The following is a 15,571-nucleotide window of genomic DNA, read 5'->3' on the forward strand; positions in this document are numbered from 1 at the left end:
GTAAACGGGAATCTTCGGCACTTTTTCTGCCTGTTTGAAGCAAAATAAGTCACGTGTTTCATGAAAAAAGACGGCATCTCCTACAGAAAAACATCAATACTACTCTCAAAACCAACAAATGCTAAATTCAAACAGGCTCTTAGCGGCAAGCATAGCAAGTAATATTTTTTAACGTTCCAAATCTATTCAAAACAGTCTTTTTTCTATCGAAATGACAATTCGCATTCTATCTTTGCGTCACAATTTTTTATCATTCATTGTAAATCCAAAATATATGTTTTCCATCGAAAAAGCAACCCTTGCCGATTGTCCCCTTATCCAGACTCTGGCATCCAATATCTGGGAACCGACCTATGGTTCCATCCTCTCCCGCGAACAACTCGACTATATGTTCGAGATGATGTACAGCAATGAAAGCCTTCAAAAGCAAATGAGCGAACTTCATCACCAGTTCTTCATCATCTATGCCGACGGTGTCCCTTCCGGCTACTTGTCTATCGAGACCGTAGAAAAGGATTTATATGAATTCCAAAAAATATACTCTTTGCCTTCCCTACACGGTTCGGGAATCGGGCGTTTCATTATCGAACAGGGAATAGCCTACCTGAAAACGATCCATCCGAGCCCCTTTACGATAGAACTGAACGTAAACCGCCACAACCCAGCCGTAGGTTTCTATAAACATATGGGATTTCACGAACATGCAACCCGTGATTTCCATATCGGGAACGGCTATTACATGAACGATTACATAATGAGAATGGAGGTAAAGGAATGAACGTACGCCTAAAACCGATCATGTTTGTCGGGACTTGTTCCGATGCAGGCAAAAGCGTTATCAATGCAGCTTTCTGCCGTATATTCAAGCAAGACGGATATCATCCGGCACCATTCAAGGCGCAAAATATGTCACTCAACTCCTACTCCACTCCCGAAGGAGGAGAAATGGGACGTGCACAGGTGGTACAGGCCGAAGCCTGCGGGATCGCCCCGCATACGGATATGAACCCGGTGTTGCTGAAACCGACGAATGATAAAAGCTCCCAAGTCGTCTTGAACGGCCGGCCGGTCGGAAACATGTCGGCACAGGATTATTTCGGTATGCAAAACCAAAAAGAGGTATTATTCAAAGAAGCGATTGAAGCCTTCCATCGCCTGGAAAGTCGCTATAGCCCGATCGTCCTGGAAGGGGCCGGTAGCATTTCCGAACTAAACCTGCGCGACCGAGACATCACCAATATGCGGATGGCCGAGCAGGCAGGAGCGGCCACCTTTTTGGTTGCCGACATAGACAGAGGCGGCGTTTTCGGATCTGTTTACGGAACAATCGCCCTTCTGAAGCCGGAAGAAAGAGTTTTGATGAAAGGGATCATTATCAATAAATTCAGGGGAGATGCATCTCTTTTTGACGATGGCAGGAAGATTATCGAGGACTTGACCGGTGTGCCGGTAGTAGGTGTGATTCCTTGGTTTCGCGATATCAAAATCGAAGAAGAAGATTCGGTCGCCCTCGATATGAAACACAATACTTACCGGGACGGAAAAATCAACGTGGCGATCATCTTGCTGAAACGAATGTCTAATTTCACCGACTTCGACGTATTGGATATGGACCCTCGCTTCAATGCCTATTATACGAACAATATCGACGAGATAGAAAAAGCAGATATCATCCTGCTTCCCGGCTCTAAAAATACACTTTCGGATCTTCAAAGCCTGCGAGCGTGCGGTATAGCCGATGCAATTATCCGTGCCCATAAAAACGGGAAAAAAGTTATCGGCATCTGTGGAGGGTATCAAATGATGGGAGCACGCCTCGAGGACCCGAAAGCCATCGAAGGAAACCTGCCCGCCGTTCCCGGACTGGGCCTGCTACCGCAATGTACGATCATCGAACCGGAAAAAATAACTCGCCAAAGCACCTTTGCCTTTCTGCCTGGGCTATGCAAGGACGGTTCCTGTAAAAGCGGTTCGCGAACCATCTCCTACGGCTGTCGCGGCTACGAGATACACATGGGACGAACAACTCTGCTTGGCGACGCTCCAGAAAATCCGGTGGCCGTCCTCAACGACGGACGGACGGACGGTTATTATCTGGATAACACATGCTGGGGCAGCTATATGCACGGAATACTGGATAACCCGGAAGTCCTGGACAACCTGGCCGAAGGATTTGATAAAGAAACAACAGACCACCCTTTCGACTATGCAGCATTCAAAGAAGAACAATACGACAAGTTGGCGAATTTAGTCAGGAAACATGTCGATATGGATTATATCTATCGGCAACTGGTTTGACAATTGTCAATTATTTCAACCGGTCCACCCTGGCAACGTCATCTAGTTTGACACAGACTGTAGCCCCTAATTGTTCAAGGTAAAGAACTAAATGATTCTTTTTAATCTTCTTTACTTTTCCGGAAACATGTTTCATGGCTCCGCAAAGGATCTCGACCTCTTCGCCGGGGCATAAAGCATGTTCGGATGCTTGGTCGAGAAAATCCTGAATGGCATCGATCTCCTTCTGGCGGACAACGGCCGGTTTTCCATTGTAATAGACGATACGGGCCACGCCATACACTCGGGTCAGATTTCTTAACTCCGGGTCGGTACACCGTACAAACAGATAAGAGTTAAATAATGGCAACTCCACGATTTTGACACGGTCAGACCAGACCCTGGGCGCACGATGAAGCGGAAGCCAGCACTCGACTCCAAGCGCATTGATCCGGTCCCTCACCTGCTTTTCCGCCCTGGGAGCGGTATACAACACATACCAACTTGTCTTATCGGCGTTTATCTTAAGTTCTTTTTTCTCCATAACGTACACAAATATACGACTATTTTTCATACATGGAATGGCCCATATTCAATAAACCTTTATCCATTTCCGAACGAGCCGGATTAATCTTGTTATTTTCCCTGAATATCAATAATTATCTCTGTACGAACAAATATACACACTATTCAAGAGAAGACTTATCTGAATTTCTTTGATGCTGAACGTATGTATATCGACATCAATATATTTCAAAAGCCGAATATTCCGGAAGACAATCAGTAGGACCATCATCGAGAGTTTGAACGGGGCAATCGGGGTCGACTCTGTAAAAGGTTCCGGTTCTACTTTCTGGTTCACACTACCACTCGAATAAAAACGCGGTGTGCAAAACAGCCTTGTTCCCGTACTCCACATAGGATCACATAAAAACAGACCATATAAATATCTGATTGATAAGACCTGTTCTTTTGCACCCCCCTGTAGGAGCGGAGACAAGTACATTTTGACACACCGCTTTTCATTACTTCTGCATCGGACCCACCGATGGCGGAGGATTTCCAATCCCCCATTTCTTATTTGCTTTCGGTCCCATCTTCAGAGACAGGACACCGCCGGCGGTAATCCGACTATGGTCAAACCAAGGCCCACTCAACTCTTCGCCGTTCAACGTAGCCGATTGCACATATTTATTATCATGGGAAGCGCCATCAGCCACGATCTCGAACACATTGCCACCTCCGAGGTCGATCTTCACATCCGAAAAGACCGGACTGCCGATATTGTAAGTCGGAGATCCTGGTGTCACCGGATAAAATCCCATCATGCTAAACACCACAAAGGCAGACATGCCTCCCCCGTCCTCATCACCTGGAACTCCCATCAGGTCGTTACGGAACCATTGGTCAAGCAGGACACGGATGCGTTTCTGCGTCTTCCAGGGTTGTCCGGCATAATTATACAGATACGGGATATGCAGGCTCGGTTCATTTGCCATCGAGAACATTCCGACATTGCCGGTATGATCAGGCAAAAACGAGTAGAATTGCCACTTGGACATTCCTAAAGGAGTATCAAACATCGAATCGAGAGCAGCCGTAAAGACCTCGTTTCCTCCGATAAGCGAAACCAAGTCGCCGATATTGTGTTGTACATCCCAACGATAAATATAACCATTATTTTCATCATAATAATCGCGAGCACCCAAACCACCAGAATACCGATAATCCACACCTTCGATAAACTTACCGTCCTTATCCTTCGGATGGAAGAAACGGGTTTCCGGATTAAAGAGATTCCGGTAGTTATAAGACCGGGCAAGGAAATATTCCGCATCCTCTTTCTTCCCCAGTTCGGCCGCGATCTGAGAAAGACACCATTCGTCATAAGCCGTTCCTAAGGTAACGGCAACCGGTTGGCGCTTTTCCCACGGAGAGACATCAGCCACCGTTTCTTTTTCACCCGGTTTCAAAGCTGGAATATAGCCATGTTCCTTATAAAATTCATCCAACCATCCGGAAGGAGCCGCCGACCAGGGGATCAACGTTTTCTCTTCGATACCCTTACGGGCTGCTTCATATGCTTTTTCAAGATCGAAACCGCGAACACCTTTCCGCCAAGCATCGATAACAGTGGCAACGGCATGGTTGGAGTTCATACGGCGGGAGTCGCCGGTCACTTCAGGGAATGTCGGCATCCAGTTCGTCCCCATTTGCTGGGCCATCAAGAGATAAGAGTTGATAATATCGGTCTCACGTTCTTTATCGATCAGGATACGAAGCGGATGGGTAGCACGATAGGTATCCCAAATCCAGTCGTCGGTATAGAACGAACGGCCACCGTCTTCATGTATCTTGCCATCAAAAGCACTATAGTATTTACCGTCTTCGCTCAGATTCACCGGACGTTCATAACAACGGTATAAGGAAGTATAGAAAACGGTCTTGTCGTTTTCACTTCCTCCACTTACCTGTATCTTGCCTAAAGCATCGTTCCATTCGTTTCGTCCGATCCGGGCGATTGCACTTACATCATATGAGTTGATCTCACGTTCCAGGTTCTTCCGGGCTTGTTCTGTGCTAATAAAAGAGATTCCATAGCGCACACCGATCTCTTTCTGACCGGAGAAAGCCAATGTCAAGGCGGCATCTTTTCCCTCTACGGACGATTTACCATACTTCACGGTTCCACTGGCCAGGACACCGGATTTCTCCGGTGTCTTGTCTGTTTCGGCATATAAATAGACCTTTGTTTTCTTATCTACATATTGAAAACCACTGACAGTGTTTCCATCACATTTCAACTCTCCATTCCGGCTATTGAACACCAGATAAGCCGGTCCGTCTTTCTCGAACGTAAGGCTATAAACCGCGCTCTGGTGAGATGGAGCATAATCGACCTCGATATTCGCCTCATCCAAATATACCTGATATCGATACGGGACAATCTTTTCCCGATCGTAACTATACTGGATAACAGGTTTCAGACCCGCCTCATCACCCTGATAAGGACTCAGGTTGAAAGCCGAACTACCTCGATGGCTTGTCACGATGAGAGGCAACCCACCCAACCGGTCTCCCGTAAAATCACCACGTTCGGGATAGACGCGCAACATACTGTTAGGCAGATGGACGGTCGGATAAGTCGGCACCAGCAGATGGCTGATGTTCCCCATATAAGGGTTAACATATTCTACCGGTTCTTTCGGCAGGTTATCGGCGATCAACCGTTTTCCTTTGACATAATACCTATCGGCAAACATCATGATGGCAACTCCGATCACGACGCCCAATAAAAATTTTCCTGTTTTCTTTAGTATCTCCATTGTTTATTTCTTTTGTTTTTCATTTACTGAAAATGAATATGGAAAATCTTCCGGACTCACTCCTCTGTTCATATTCGGCTCATCTCCCATTTTGATATCCAAGACACCGCCTTTCAGCAGTTCGAAATGTTCCAGATAGTTTTTCGTATAATTCTTTCCGTTAAAAGACATAGACTCGATATAGATATTCTTGTCACTGTTCTCCGGTGCATTGACAACCAAGCTCTTTCCATTTTCAAAATGCAAAGTGGCTTTCTTAAACAAAGGTGCGCCCAATACATATTGTGTCGTTCCGGGAGCAACCGGATAAAAGCCAAGAGCAGAGAATACATACCAGGCGGAAGTCTGTCCGTTATCTTCGTCACCACAATAGCCATCCGGTGTCGGAGTGTACATACGGTCCATCACCTGACGTAGCCAGTATTGGGCTTTCCAAGGCTCACCGGCATAATTGTACAGATAAATCATATGCTGGATCGGCTGGTTGCCATGTGCATAGTTTCCCATATTCATAATCTGCATTTCACGAATCTCATGGATAACCTGTCCATAATAACTATCATCAAATACGGGAGGAACAGCAAATACGGAATCCAGCATAGTGATGAATTCTTTTCGTCCCCCCATCAAATCGATCAATCCCTGCGGATCGTGAAAAACCGACCATGTATAATGCCAGCTATTCCCTTCTGTAAAAGCATCTCCCCATTTCAACGGCGAGAAAGGAGCCATGAAGTTGCCGTCCTTATTCTTTCCGCGCATCAACTTGGTCTCCTTATCAAACAAGTTTTTATAGTTCATTGCACGTTTGGCATACAAATCCAGTTCTTTTTTGGGACGTCCCAGATCTTTTGCAATCTGGTAGATACACCAGTCATTATAGGCATATTCCAACGTACGAGCAGCATTCTCGTTAATCTTTACATCATAAGGCACATAGCCCAATTTATTGTAATATTCATGTCCTAAGCGGCCGGTGGAAGAAACCGTCGGATGTACATTTTCCGTTCCGTGGATCAAACCTTTGTACAATGTTTCGAGATCATCCACCTTTATACCTTTGACGTAAGCATCCACCAAAACCGAAGCGGAATTGTTGCCCACCATACAACCACGATGTCCGGGACTTGCCCATTCGGGGAAGAAACCGCTTTCCTTATAAGCATTGATCAAACCTTCCTGCATTTCTTTCGACATGGTCGGGTACATCAGGTTCAGGAACGGGAACAGACTACGGAAAGTATCCCAGAAACCAGTATCCGTAAACATATAGCCCGGCAATACTTTTCCATTATAAGGACTATAATGTACAACTTTCCCTAAGGCGTCTATTTCATAAAACTTACGGGGAAACAGAAGCGAACGGTACATACAGGAATAGAACGTCCGATACTGGTCCAGAGTGCCACCTTCCACTTCGATCTTACTCAACTCCTTATTCCAAACATCTTTGCCTTTTTGTACCAATGTGTCAAAATTGTCAGAACCCAACTCTTTCAGATTGAGCGAAGCTTGTTCGAAACTGATAAACGAAGAAGCGACCTTTGCATGTACAATCTCGCCTTTCGTCGTCTTAAAACCGATAACGGCACCGACATGGTCGGATTGTTGCTCACGAACACCTTCCTTCAAAGTTGCATCGGCAAAAGTTGCTTCATAAGTGAAAGGTTTATCAAATTCGATAACGAAATAGTTTTTGAAATTATCCGGTACACCACCGCTATTCTTGGTCGTATAACCGATAACCTTGTTTTCTTCAGGGATCACTTTGATATAGGAACCTTTGTCAAACGCATCCACTACGACATAGGAATGTTCGTTTTCCGGGAAAGTGAAACGAAACATGGCAGCACGATCAGTCGGTGTCAGTTCGGTTTTCACATCATGCTCTGCCAGATAGACTTCATAGTAGTACGGTTTTGCTATCTCACTCTTATGAGAGAACCAACTGGCCCGTCTATCCTGATCAAATTCAGGAGTACCGACAACCGGCATGATGGCAAACTGCCCGTAATCATTGATCCAGGGACTTGGCTGATGGGTTTGTTTAAAGCCACGTATCTTATTGGCGGTATAGGTATACCCCCATCCATCCCCCATCTTACCGGTTTGCGGGGTCCAAAAATTCATGCCCCAAGGACGTGCTATAGCCGGATAGGTGTTACCGGTTGATAGCTCAAACGACGATTGCGTCCCCATTAAAGGATTAACAAACTCTACCGGGTCAAAAGCACCGTCTGACGCAACGGCAGGCCTTCCCAGGCAGGTTAGCATAGCAATAAGAGCAAAAGCCCATATACTTTTTTTCTTCATTTTTATTTATACGATTAATATTCTACTTACAAAGATAAGTCAAACAACTCCTTAAGTAAAAGCAAGTAATGTGAATTTTTCTCAAAAATCAATAAAAAGGGAGGTTACCCATCTATGAACAACCTCCCTTCTGATCAAAACTGCTTTTTAATGAGTCCTGATATCAACTCTATAGTTTGAACTTATACAGTTGCGCCATCACCTTCTGGTATTCATTCTGCAACTGCATATGATTCTGCATACTCTGATAGAGCGTGGTGACGTCTACAAAATATTCGATCATCGAGATTTGTCCCGCTTGGATCGCCTTATTCAACAACGCCAGGTTATTCTGGCTCTCCAGCACTTCGCCATATTCGTCGATGGAAGTCTTCAAGGCTACCGACTGGTTATAGAGTTGGAGCAATTCATTCTCTACCGCCGTCATCGTGCTTTCCAGTTGCAAATCGGTGTAAAGGTTCTGTGCTTTCGCCTGTTTCACATTGTTGCGGTTTGAGAAAAGAGGAATACTGATGCCGACCAAAAAGCCATTGAAACGTTCGCCACCCGAAGATGGGTTCATACGGTAACCCAACTCAAACGAAGGCAGCCCCATCGTCTTGTTGACACTGATTTGTCTCGATGATACGGCCTTCGCACTTTGCAAAGACAACAGACGCCGATCATTCTCCAAGATTTCCTGGCGCAGGTCGGCAAACGAGAGCGGAAGCTCCACAACCTCGTAAGCCGTATCAGTCAACTGAATAGCAATCCCCCCGTTCAGCATTTCTAGCTCCCGCTGTTTATTCACACGAGCCGCTTCGTTCATGCGTACCTCGTTACGGACGTTCAAAAGTTCAAGTTCGATCTTGTTCGTTTCCAAAATATTGGCATCACCCTGTTCCAAGCGTTGCTGATAGAGTGCGGCAAGCTGTTCGGCGCTTTTCCGACGGATATCCAGCAGGTTCTTTTGCTGATTCAGAAAGATCAAGTCCAGGCAAGCTTCTTTGGCTTGCAACAAAATCTGCTGGCGCACTTCTTCGCCCTGTCGGTCGTAGTTTTCACCCTTCTGCTTGGAGAGTTTGTTCCGTTGCATATATAAAGACGGGAAGTCAAATGATTGCGAAGCGACTAATTCACCGGTAAATCCCATTCCCTCTTTGTTTCCATACAAATGGGAATAAGTAACGGTAGGATCAGGCAGGTTGTTGTCCAGTTTGGCTTCCAACTTTTGTGCCGTCACCATCTGACGGTTTGCCTGCAATTCCTTGTTATTGGTCTCTACACTCCGGAGCACTTCCTCGATGGAAGTTTGCGCCCCGGCCACCAATGCAGAAGAAAGCAATGCTATTGTTAATATGAATCGTTTCATTCTTTATCTTCTTTATTCATTAATAAATAAACAATCGGGATGATGAAGCCGTTCAGGAAAGTGGATGTCAGCAGACCTCCTAAGATAACGGTCGCCATCGGACTTTGTATCTCGTTGCCTGGCAAATCGCCGTTCAGCGCAAGCGGGATTAACGCGAGAGCCGAACTGAGCGCCGTCATCAGGATAGGATTCAAACGGTCCATAGAACCTTGCAGGACGGCTTGTTTCAACGGTACATTCTCTACAGTCCGAAGATGCGTGTAATGGCTGATCAGCAACATACCGTTACGAGTGGCAATACCGAACAGGGAAATGAAACCGATAATAGCCGGAATACTCACCTCGCCGGAAGTCAGCTTCAAGATGAACACACCCCCGATCAACGCCAACGGTAGGTTCAACAGAATAACCCCGCTCTCTTTCGCATTCTTAAACTCATTATAGAGCAACAGGAAGATCACCAACAGAGACATCAACGAAGTAAGCAGTAACGTACGGCTGGCAGCCTGTTCACTCTCGAACTGCCCGCCATATTCGATATGATAGCCTTCAGGCAACTGGATGGAAGCATCTATCTTCTGCTGTATCTCATTGACGATGCTGCGGAGGTCGCGCTCGGAAACATTACCACTGATCACGATCTTACGCTGCACATTCTCGCGATTGATCGTGTTCGGACCTGTCACGGAACGGATTTCGGCGACATAGCTCAACGGGACTTTCTTACCACCCGCATCGATCATCAGATTACGGATATCCTCCATTGTGGCACGGCTTTCATCCGAAGTCTTTACCGTCAGGTCAAATGTCTTGCCATTGTCATACACCTGGCTGACAGCTTCGCCCCCCAGCATGACATTGACATACTCCTCAAACTCCGGCAACGTGATGCCATATTGTGCCATCAACTCACGCTTCGGTGTAATGGTAAGCTGCGGACGCTCGATCTGTTGTTCCACTTTCAAGTCCACCAGACCGGGGATTCCTTGTATAGCCTCCTTGATCTGGTTACCGACCGTAAACATCAGATTCAAGTCCGTACCGAACAATTTGATTGCGATATTCGCCTCCGTACCGGAGAGCATGGCGTCGATACGATGAGAAATAGGCTGTCCTATTTCGATGTTAGCTCCACTGATGGTAGACAATTTCTCACGGACATCATTCATAACCGCATCGCGGCTACGGTCTTTCAAGACAAACGGAGCTTCGATTTCCGATACGTTTACCCCTAAAGCATGCTCGTCAAGCTCGGCACGTCCGGTCTTGCGGGCAACAGTCTGGATTTCGGGAACCTGCATCAGCAATTCTTCTGCCCGTCGTCCCATCTCATCCGATTCTTCGAGGGAAATGCCCGGAAGAGAACTTACATTGATCGTAAACGAACCTTCGTTAAATGGCGGCAGGAAGCTACGTCCCAGCGTAAAGAACATTCCCAATGCAACAAGAAACAGGCCAATCGTACACCCTAACACCATATTTTTATGTGCCAATGCTCCATTCAAGGCTTTGCCATACAAATCTTTCAACTTGCGGGCCACCCATGCCTCCTTCTCTACTTTCTTGTCTGTAGGCTTCCGGTTCAACAGGTAGCTGCACAACACAGGAGTCAATGTCAACGCCACGACCGTAGAGGCAAACAGCGCAACAATAAAGGCGATCCCCAGCGGCACCAGCATACGCCCTTCCATCCCGCTCAGGAAGAAAAGGGGCACGAAGCTGACCACGATAATGAGCGTCGAATTCAAAATCGGCATACGTACTTCGCGAGATGCATCGAACACAACTTCCAAAATGGAACGTTGCTGATCGGAAGGCAACAAATGATTTTCCCGTATCCGTTTATATACATTCTCCACATCAACAATCGCATCATCGACCAACGAACCGATAGCAATCGCCATCCCTCCCAAACTCATGGTATTAATAGTCAATCCCATATAATGCAATGTCAATATGGAAACTAACAAGGAAAGAGGCAAGGCAACCAGCGAAATCACCGTTGTACGGATATTCATCAGGAACAGGAACAGAACAATAACAACAAAGAAACTGCCTTCGAACAGACTGTTCTTCACATTATCAATAGAGCTGTCAATAAAGCGGCTCTGACGGAATATGTCGGTCGAAACGTGCACATCAGCAGGCAGGTTCTTCTGCAAGTCTGCCATAATCGCGTCTAACTTTTCCGTCAAGTCGATCGTACTGGTGTTCGGCTGTTTCGTGACCGTAATCAACACGGCAGGTTTCGCCCGTTCGGAAGCAGTTCCAAGCTTCGGACTTTTGCTGCCAATCTTCACTGTTGCGATATTTTCCAATAAAACGGGGAAATCTCCGACAATCTTGACAACTCCCTTTCCGATCTCCTCGGCATTCGCAGTAGAAAGAACACCCCTGATGATGTATTCGTTATCATATTCATAAAGGACACCACCATTGGCATTCCGGTTCATGTTGCGGGTAACGGCCAGAACTTCACCCAAGCTTACACCGTAGTGCTTCATGCGGGCGGGATCAAGCAATATCTGGTACTCCTTGATATCGCCACCGATCACGGCAACCTGTGCCACTCCTCCCGTCGAGAGTAATCGCGGACGGATGGTCCAGTCGGCAATCGTACGCAAGTCCATTTGGGTTGTAGGGGCGATTCGTGAACCACTCTTACTATCATCAACCGTCAGCCCGATAATCATCATTTCCCCTAAAATGGAAGACTGCGGGCCCAGCGTCGGTTTCCCGACATTCTCCGGCAGGCTCTCACTGACGACAGCCAACTTTTCGGAAACGATCTGACGGGCCCGGTAAATATCCGTTCCCCAATCGAATTCAACCCACACGACAGAAAAACCTGTCGTAGAAGACGAACGGACACGGCGCACATCCATCGCACCATTCACAGCCGTCTCTACCGGAAAAGTAACCAGACGCTCTACCTCTTCTGGCGCCATACCGTTTGCCTCCGTCATAATGACAACGGTCGGCGCATTCAAATCCGGGAACACATCCACATCTGTATGGAAAGCGGTATACGTACCGGCAATCATCAGCAGCAAGGAACAGATCAATACAACCAACCTGTTATGCAGCGAGTAATATATTATCTTATTCAGCATAATCTTTTTTAATTGTCAATTCATTAATGATTATGTGTATGTGCGGGAATTGCATTAGAAGCAGAAGCCAGCTTGATCTGGTAAGCACCGACCGTCACAACTTCGTCACCTGCATTCAGGCCGCTCAATATCTGGACTTCGGAGCCGTTGTCGGCACCTAATGTCACAGGAACCTTTTTATAGGCTTCTTCATGCACGCGAACAAAGACTGAATAAACACCCTGCTCCTCGATAAGGGCGGAAACAGGGACACTGATGACATTCTGCATCGGAGCCGTAAGCAGATAGATCTCGACAAACGAGCCGGGAATAATAGCTCCCTTATTATCAAACTCGAATGTAACCGGAACATAAAAAGAGTTAGTATCGGAGGCCTTGCCATAAGAAAGCAGACGTCCACGCAGATCGGACAGTTTATAAGTCACGTTATCGTACGGCGTACGGAAATTAGCGGACTGTATAGATGGCAAGTAGTTGTAATATTTCTCTGAAACCTCCGCACGCAACACCAGGCGGCTATTCTGCGAAATCGTGGCCAACGGCTGGCCTACCGTCACATAATCACCCTCTTTCACTTGCAAGTTTTTCAGATAACCGTTTATTGGCGAAACGACCGACACCCCGTTAGCAGTCTGTTTTCCTGCTACCGCTTCCCAAGCCACCTTCGCATTCTCGTAATTCAGACGTGCCTGTTCAAAATCTTTGGCAGAAACGATCTTATCCCCTATCAGGGTTTCCATACGTTCATATTCTTTCTTTGCATTCTCATACGCATATTTGGCTTTAGCCGCCACATTACCGTCAGACAAACTGCTCGAAGCAAGACTCAGAATAGCCTGTCCCTTGCGAACAGCCGTTCCATCGACAAATGACAGGTTGCCGAATGTTACCACACCGGGAACCGTAGCCACCACAGTCGACTCCTCTCCCTGCGCAGCCATCACCCGCCCGCTTGTTTTGATCACATCGGTAAAAACACCCGGCTCAACCTTAGACGTCTGCAATCCGACTGCTTCCGCCAATGCTTTTTTAAACGAAATTTCACCGGCATGTCCTTCTCCGGTCTCTTCATGTTCATGATCATGTCCCTCATGTTCATGGTCATGCCCTTCGTGATCGTGGTCGTGTCCTTCTTCGTGTTCGTGGGCTTCATGTTCATGCTCTCCATGTGCCGCAGTATTGCCATTGCAACCTGCCAGGATGTAGGCGAAAATCACCCACACTAAATATATTTTTTTCATTATGATGTATGAATTTTGATTTATGAGTTATGAATAAAAGAAGGTTCATGATTTATGATTTATATCATCAACACATAAATCATAAATCATAAATTATAAATCAAATTCATACGGAGGCGCACGAAGCCCTGACGCAGAAACAATCCACGTATCATGCAGGGACTCGATGTAGTAGGCCCGGTCATTCTCGAACAAGAGCTTGTAAAAGACCGGAACAGGAGGGTTTATATAATCAAACAATACAAGCAAAGGGAAAAGAAACTGATTCACGTTTCCATCTGTCACATGCGAGAAAATGGAAGTGTAGAGTGCGATGTTATGCCCGTTGCATCCGCAATCATGTGATTCGGAACTTCCATGCCCACCATGAGCCGCCTCGGCTGAAAGTGATTTATAGCAAGGCAACCCGTTACTATGGTGATGGTGCGGTACGACTACCGATATAAGCATCACGATACTAACAAGCAGCATCACATATTGGTATATTTTCTTTTTCACTCTCATACTTCCGATACAAAAATACGAAGTTTTTAATTACTACGCAATTATGCCTCCTAAATTAAGAAACTGTTTTGTTTTTTACCAAACCAAGCGGTTTTCATTGTCTGGCAAGGCACTTTAGTTGCCATACATCCCCATGTTCCCTCCCTTTACACCCGGGTGTACCCCCCCCTCTTCACCCAGATGTAAAGGATGGCAACATGGGGGTGTTCGTGAAATTATGTGCTTATTTCTGCCAAAAAAAGAGATAGCTTTTGTGGAATGAAGAACCATATTGTTTTTCAATCATATGATAAAAGCTCCATATTTCATGAGTGCCAAAGGAGTGACAGAGTAGTGATAGAGTAGTGATAGAGGAAAATGTCATCTATCACTACCTCTAACGTTTAAATATCAATAACTACAGGCTCGTCAGTGATAGAGTGATAGATGAAAACAGTTTCTATGATTTCTCCCGATAGAGAAGAAAGGTATGCCAAGTGAAAACTTACTTACGAAATGACATAAATCAGGCATGGATATAAACCCATATAATCCATGCCTAAAAAATCGTGATGAAGATGTGTTTTGACATCTCCTTGTTATTCGGAAATAAGCCTTTATTTGTCCAGCTTAGCACAAATAAGTTCGGCCGCCTTCTTACCGCTCATCAGCATACCGCCAAAGATCGGCCCCATGCGGAAACTACCACTCACCCCATTGGCAGCCATACCAGAAACGAACAGTCCCGGATAGATTTCCTTCGTATTTTCTACGGTTGTAGACTCACCCAGCTCGACATTCAGCGAACGTTCGCCGATCACGCCCCCAGTCGGAGTATTCAGCTTGATATCGTTCTTGCGAGCAACCACGCGTGCGATTTCACAGTCGTGGCCGGTTCCTTCCAGGACAGCCTTGGACATGATTGTCAGCGGGTCCACATGCATACCTTCGCGGATAACCGGAGCCCAGTTCACAACCACACCGGCTACGGCATCGTTATGGAACACTACATCTTCTACGGAATAGCAGTTGAAAATAGTCGCACCGGCTTTCGTCGCACCATAGATCAAAGCCGAGGTCGTGTGTACGGAATCCATGATATAAGTACCGTTTCCGGCATCCTTATAACTTACACCCAACTCACGCACGATCGGCATAGCCTCTTCCTGAACCACGATATCGTTGAACATCATGGCGCCCCCCCACATACCTCCACCGGGGGCCAGCTTACGGTCGAACAAAGCCACCTTCTTTCCGGCCTTAGCCAGATAATAAGCGGCTACGATACCAGAAGGACCACCACCGACAATAGCGACATCAATAGACAAATTGCTCTTTAACTTCGCAAAGTAAGAGTCGATAATTCCTGTTGAAACAATCTGTTCCATTACAAAATAATAATTAGAGTTTAAACATCGGAAAGCACATAGAGGTAACGCTTCCCTTTATTTAGTAATTCTACCTTTT

The 15,571-nt window shown here is 46.2% G+C and carries 10 protein-coding genes and 1 pseudogene; 3 read left to right on the forward strand and 8 right to left on the reverse strand.

The window, feature by feature from the left end:
- Positions 1-274 precede the first annotated feature (274 nt).
- Positions 275-778 (forward strand): GNAT family N-acetyltransferase, encoded by a 504-nt coding sequence (locus NQ542_RS07180; protein ID WP_005638787.1) that lies wholly within the window; start codon positions 275-277, stop codon positions 776-778.
- A complete protein-coding gene (locus NQ542_RS07185) occupies positions 775-2,298 on the forward strand; it encodes a cobyric acid synthase (RefSeq protein ID WP_005638788.1) in 1,524 nt (507 codons plus the stop codon). Before NQ542_RS07180 ends, NQ542_RS07185 begins: the two co-directional genes overlap by 4 nt.
- A gap of 10 nt (positions 2,299-2,308) precedes the next feature.
- On the opposite strand, the gene NQ542_RS07190 is transcribed toward NQ542_RS07185, so the two are convergent.
- Entirely contained in the window at positions 2,309-2,851 is a 543-nt protein-coding gene (locus NQ542_RS07190; protein ID WP_005638789.1) for a UpxY family transcription antiterminator, read from the reverse strand.
- Between the two features lie 202 nt (positions 2,852-3,053).
- Between NQ542_RS07190 and NQ542_RS17945 the strand changes: the two are divergent.
- Positions 3,054-3,155 (forward strand): annotated as a pseudogene (locus tag NQ542_RS17945) (ATP-binding protein); the annotation flags it as partial.
- Between the two features lie 147 nt (positions 3,156-3,302).
- Here the strand turns inward: NQ542_RS17945 and NQ542_RS07195 are convergent.
- From NQ542_RS07195 to NQ542_RS07225, 7 genes are all read right to left on the reverse strand, one after another.
- Positions 3,303-5,540 (reverse strand): GH92 family glycosyl hydrolase, encoded by a 2,238-nt coding sequence (locus tag NQ542_RS07195; RefSeq protein WP_371745027.1) that lies wholly within the window; start codon positions 5,538-5,540, stop codon positions 3,303-3,305.
- 66 nt (positions 5,541-5,606) lie between these two features.
- On the reverse strand, positions 5,607-7,916 hold the full coding sequence (locus NQ542_RS07200; RefSeq protein ID WP_005638792.1) for a GH92 family glycosyl hydrolase: 2,310 nt from the start codon (positions 7,914-7,916) through the stop codon (positions 5,607-5,609).
- Positions 7,917-8,085: 169 nt separating this feature from the next.
- Positions 8,086-9,267 (reverse strand): TolC family protein, encoded by a 1,182-nt coding sequence (locus NQ542_RS07205; protein ID WP_005638793.1) that lies wholly within the window; start codon positions 9,265-9,267, stop codon positions 8,086-8,088.
- On the reverse strand, positions 9,264-12,380 hold the full coding sequence (locus NQ542_RS07210; protein WP_005648760.1) for an efflux RND transporter permease subunit: 3,117 nt from the start codon (positions 12,378-12,380) through the stop codon (positions 9,264-9,266). Before NQ542_RS07210 ends, NQ542_RS07205 begins: the two co-directional genes overlap by 4 nt.
- 23 nt (positions 12,381-12,403) lie before the next feature.
- Positions 12,404-13,621 carry an efflux RND transporter periplasmic adaptor subunit gene (locus NQ542_RS07215; protein WP_005638795.1) on the reverse strand — a complete coding sequence of 406 codons (1,218 nt, stop codon included), beginning with the start codon at positions 13,619-13,621 and terminating at the stop codon, positions 12,404-12,406.
- Between the two features lie 93 nt (positions 13,622-13,714).
- Entirely contained in the window at positions 13,715-14,125 is a 411-nt protein-coding gene (locus tag NQ542_RS07220; RefSeq protein ID WP_005648759.1) for a DUF6769 family protein, read from the reverse strand.
- A 596-nt stretch (positions 14,126-14,721) separates the two neighbouring features.
- Positions 14,722-15,492: a sulfide-dependent adenosine diphosphate thiazole synthase gene (locus NQ542_RS07225; protein ID WP_005638798.1), complete on the reverse strand. Its 771-nt coding sequence runs from the start codon at positions 15,490-15,492 to the stop codon at positions 14,722-14,724.
- Between the last annotated feature and the right edge of the window lie 79 nt (positions 15,493-15,571).

The organism is Parabacteroides merdae ATCC 43184 (assembly GCF_025151215.1).
Lineage (GTDB): Bacteria > Bacteroidota > Bacteroidia > Bacteroidales > Tannerellaceae > Parabacteroides > Parabacteroides merdae.

Excerpts from the sequence above, each read along its gene's own strand:
- NQ542_RS07180 (WP_005638787.1), top strand. The coding sequence starts at position 275 with ATGTTTTCCATCGAAAAAGCAACCCTTGCCGATTGTCCCCTTATCCAG.
- NQ542_RS07185 (WP_005638788.1), top strand. The coding sequence starts at position 775 with ATGAACGTACGCCTAAAACCGATCATGTTTGTCGGGACTTGTTCCGAT.
- NQ542_RS07190 (WP_005638789.1), bottom strand. The coding sequence starts at position 2,851 with ATGAAAAATAGTCGTATATTTGTGTACGTTATGGAGAAAAAAGAACTT.
- NQ542_RS07195 (WP_371745027.1), bottom strand. The coding sequence starts at position 5,540 with ATGTTTGCCGATAGGTATTATGTCAAAGGAAAACGGTTGATCGCCGAT.
- NQ542_RS07200 (WP_005638792.1), bottom strand. The coding sequence starts at position 7,916 with ATGAAGAAAAAAAGTATATGGGCTTTTGCTCTTATTGCTATGCTAACC.
- NQ542_RS07205 (WP_005638793.1), bottom strand. The coding sequence starts at position 9,267 with ATGAAACGATTCATATTAACAATAGCATTGCTTTCTTCTGCATTGGTG.
- NQ542_RS07210 (WP_005648760.1), bottom strand. The coding sequence starts at position 12,380 with ATGCTGAATAAGATAATATATTACTCGCTGCATAACAGGTTGGTTGTA.
- NQ542_RS07215 (WP_005638795.1), bottom strand. The coding sequence starts at position 13,621 with ATGAAAAAAATATATTTAGTGTGGGTGATTTTCGCCTACATCCTGGCA.
- NQ542_RS07220 (WP_005648759.1), bottom strand. The coding sequence starts at position 14,125 with ATGAGAGTGAAAAAGAAAATATACCAATATGTGATGCTGCTTGTTAGT.
- NQ542_RS07225 (WP_005638798.1), bottom strand. The coding sequence starts at position 15,492 with ATGGAACAGATTGTTTCAACAGGAATTATCGACTCTTACTTTGCGAAG.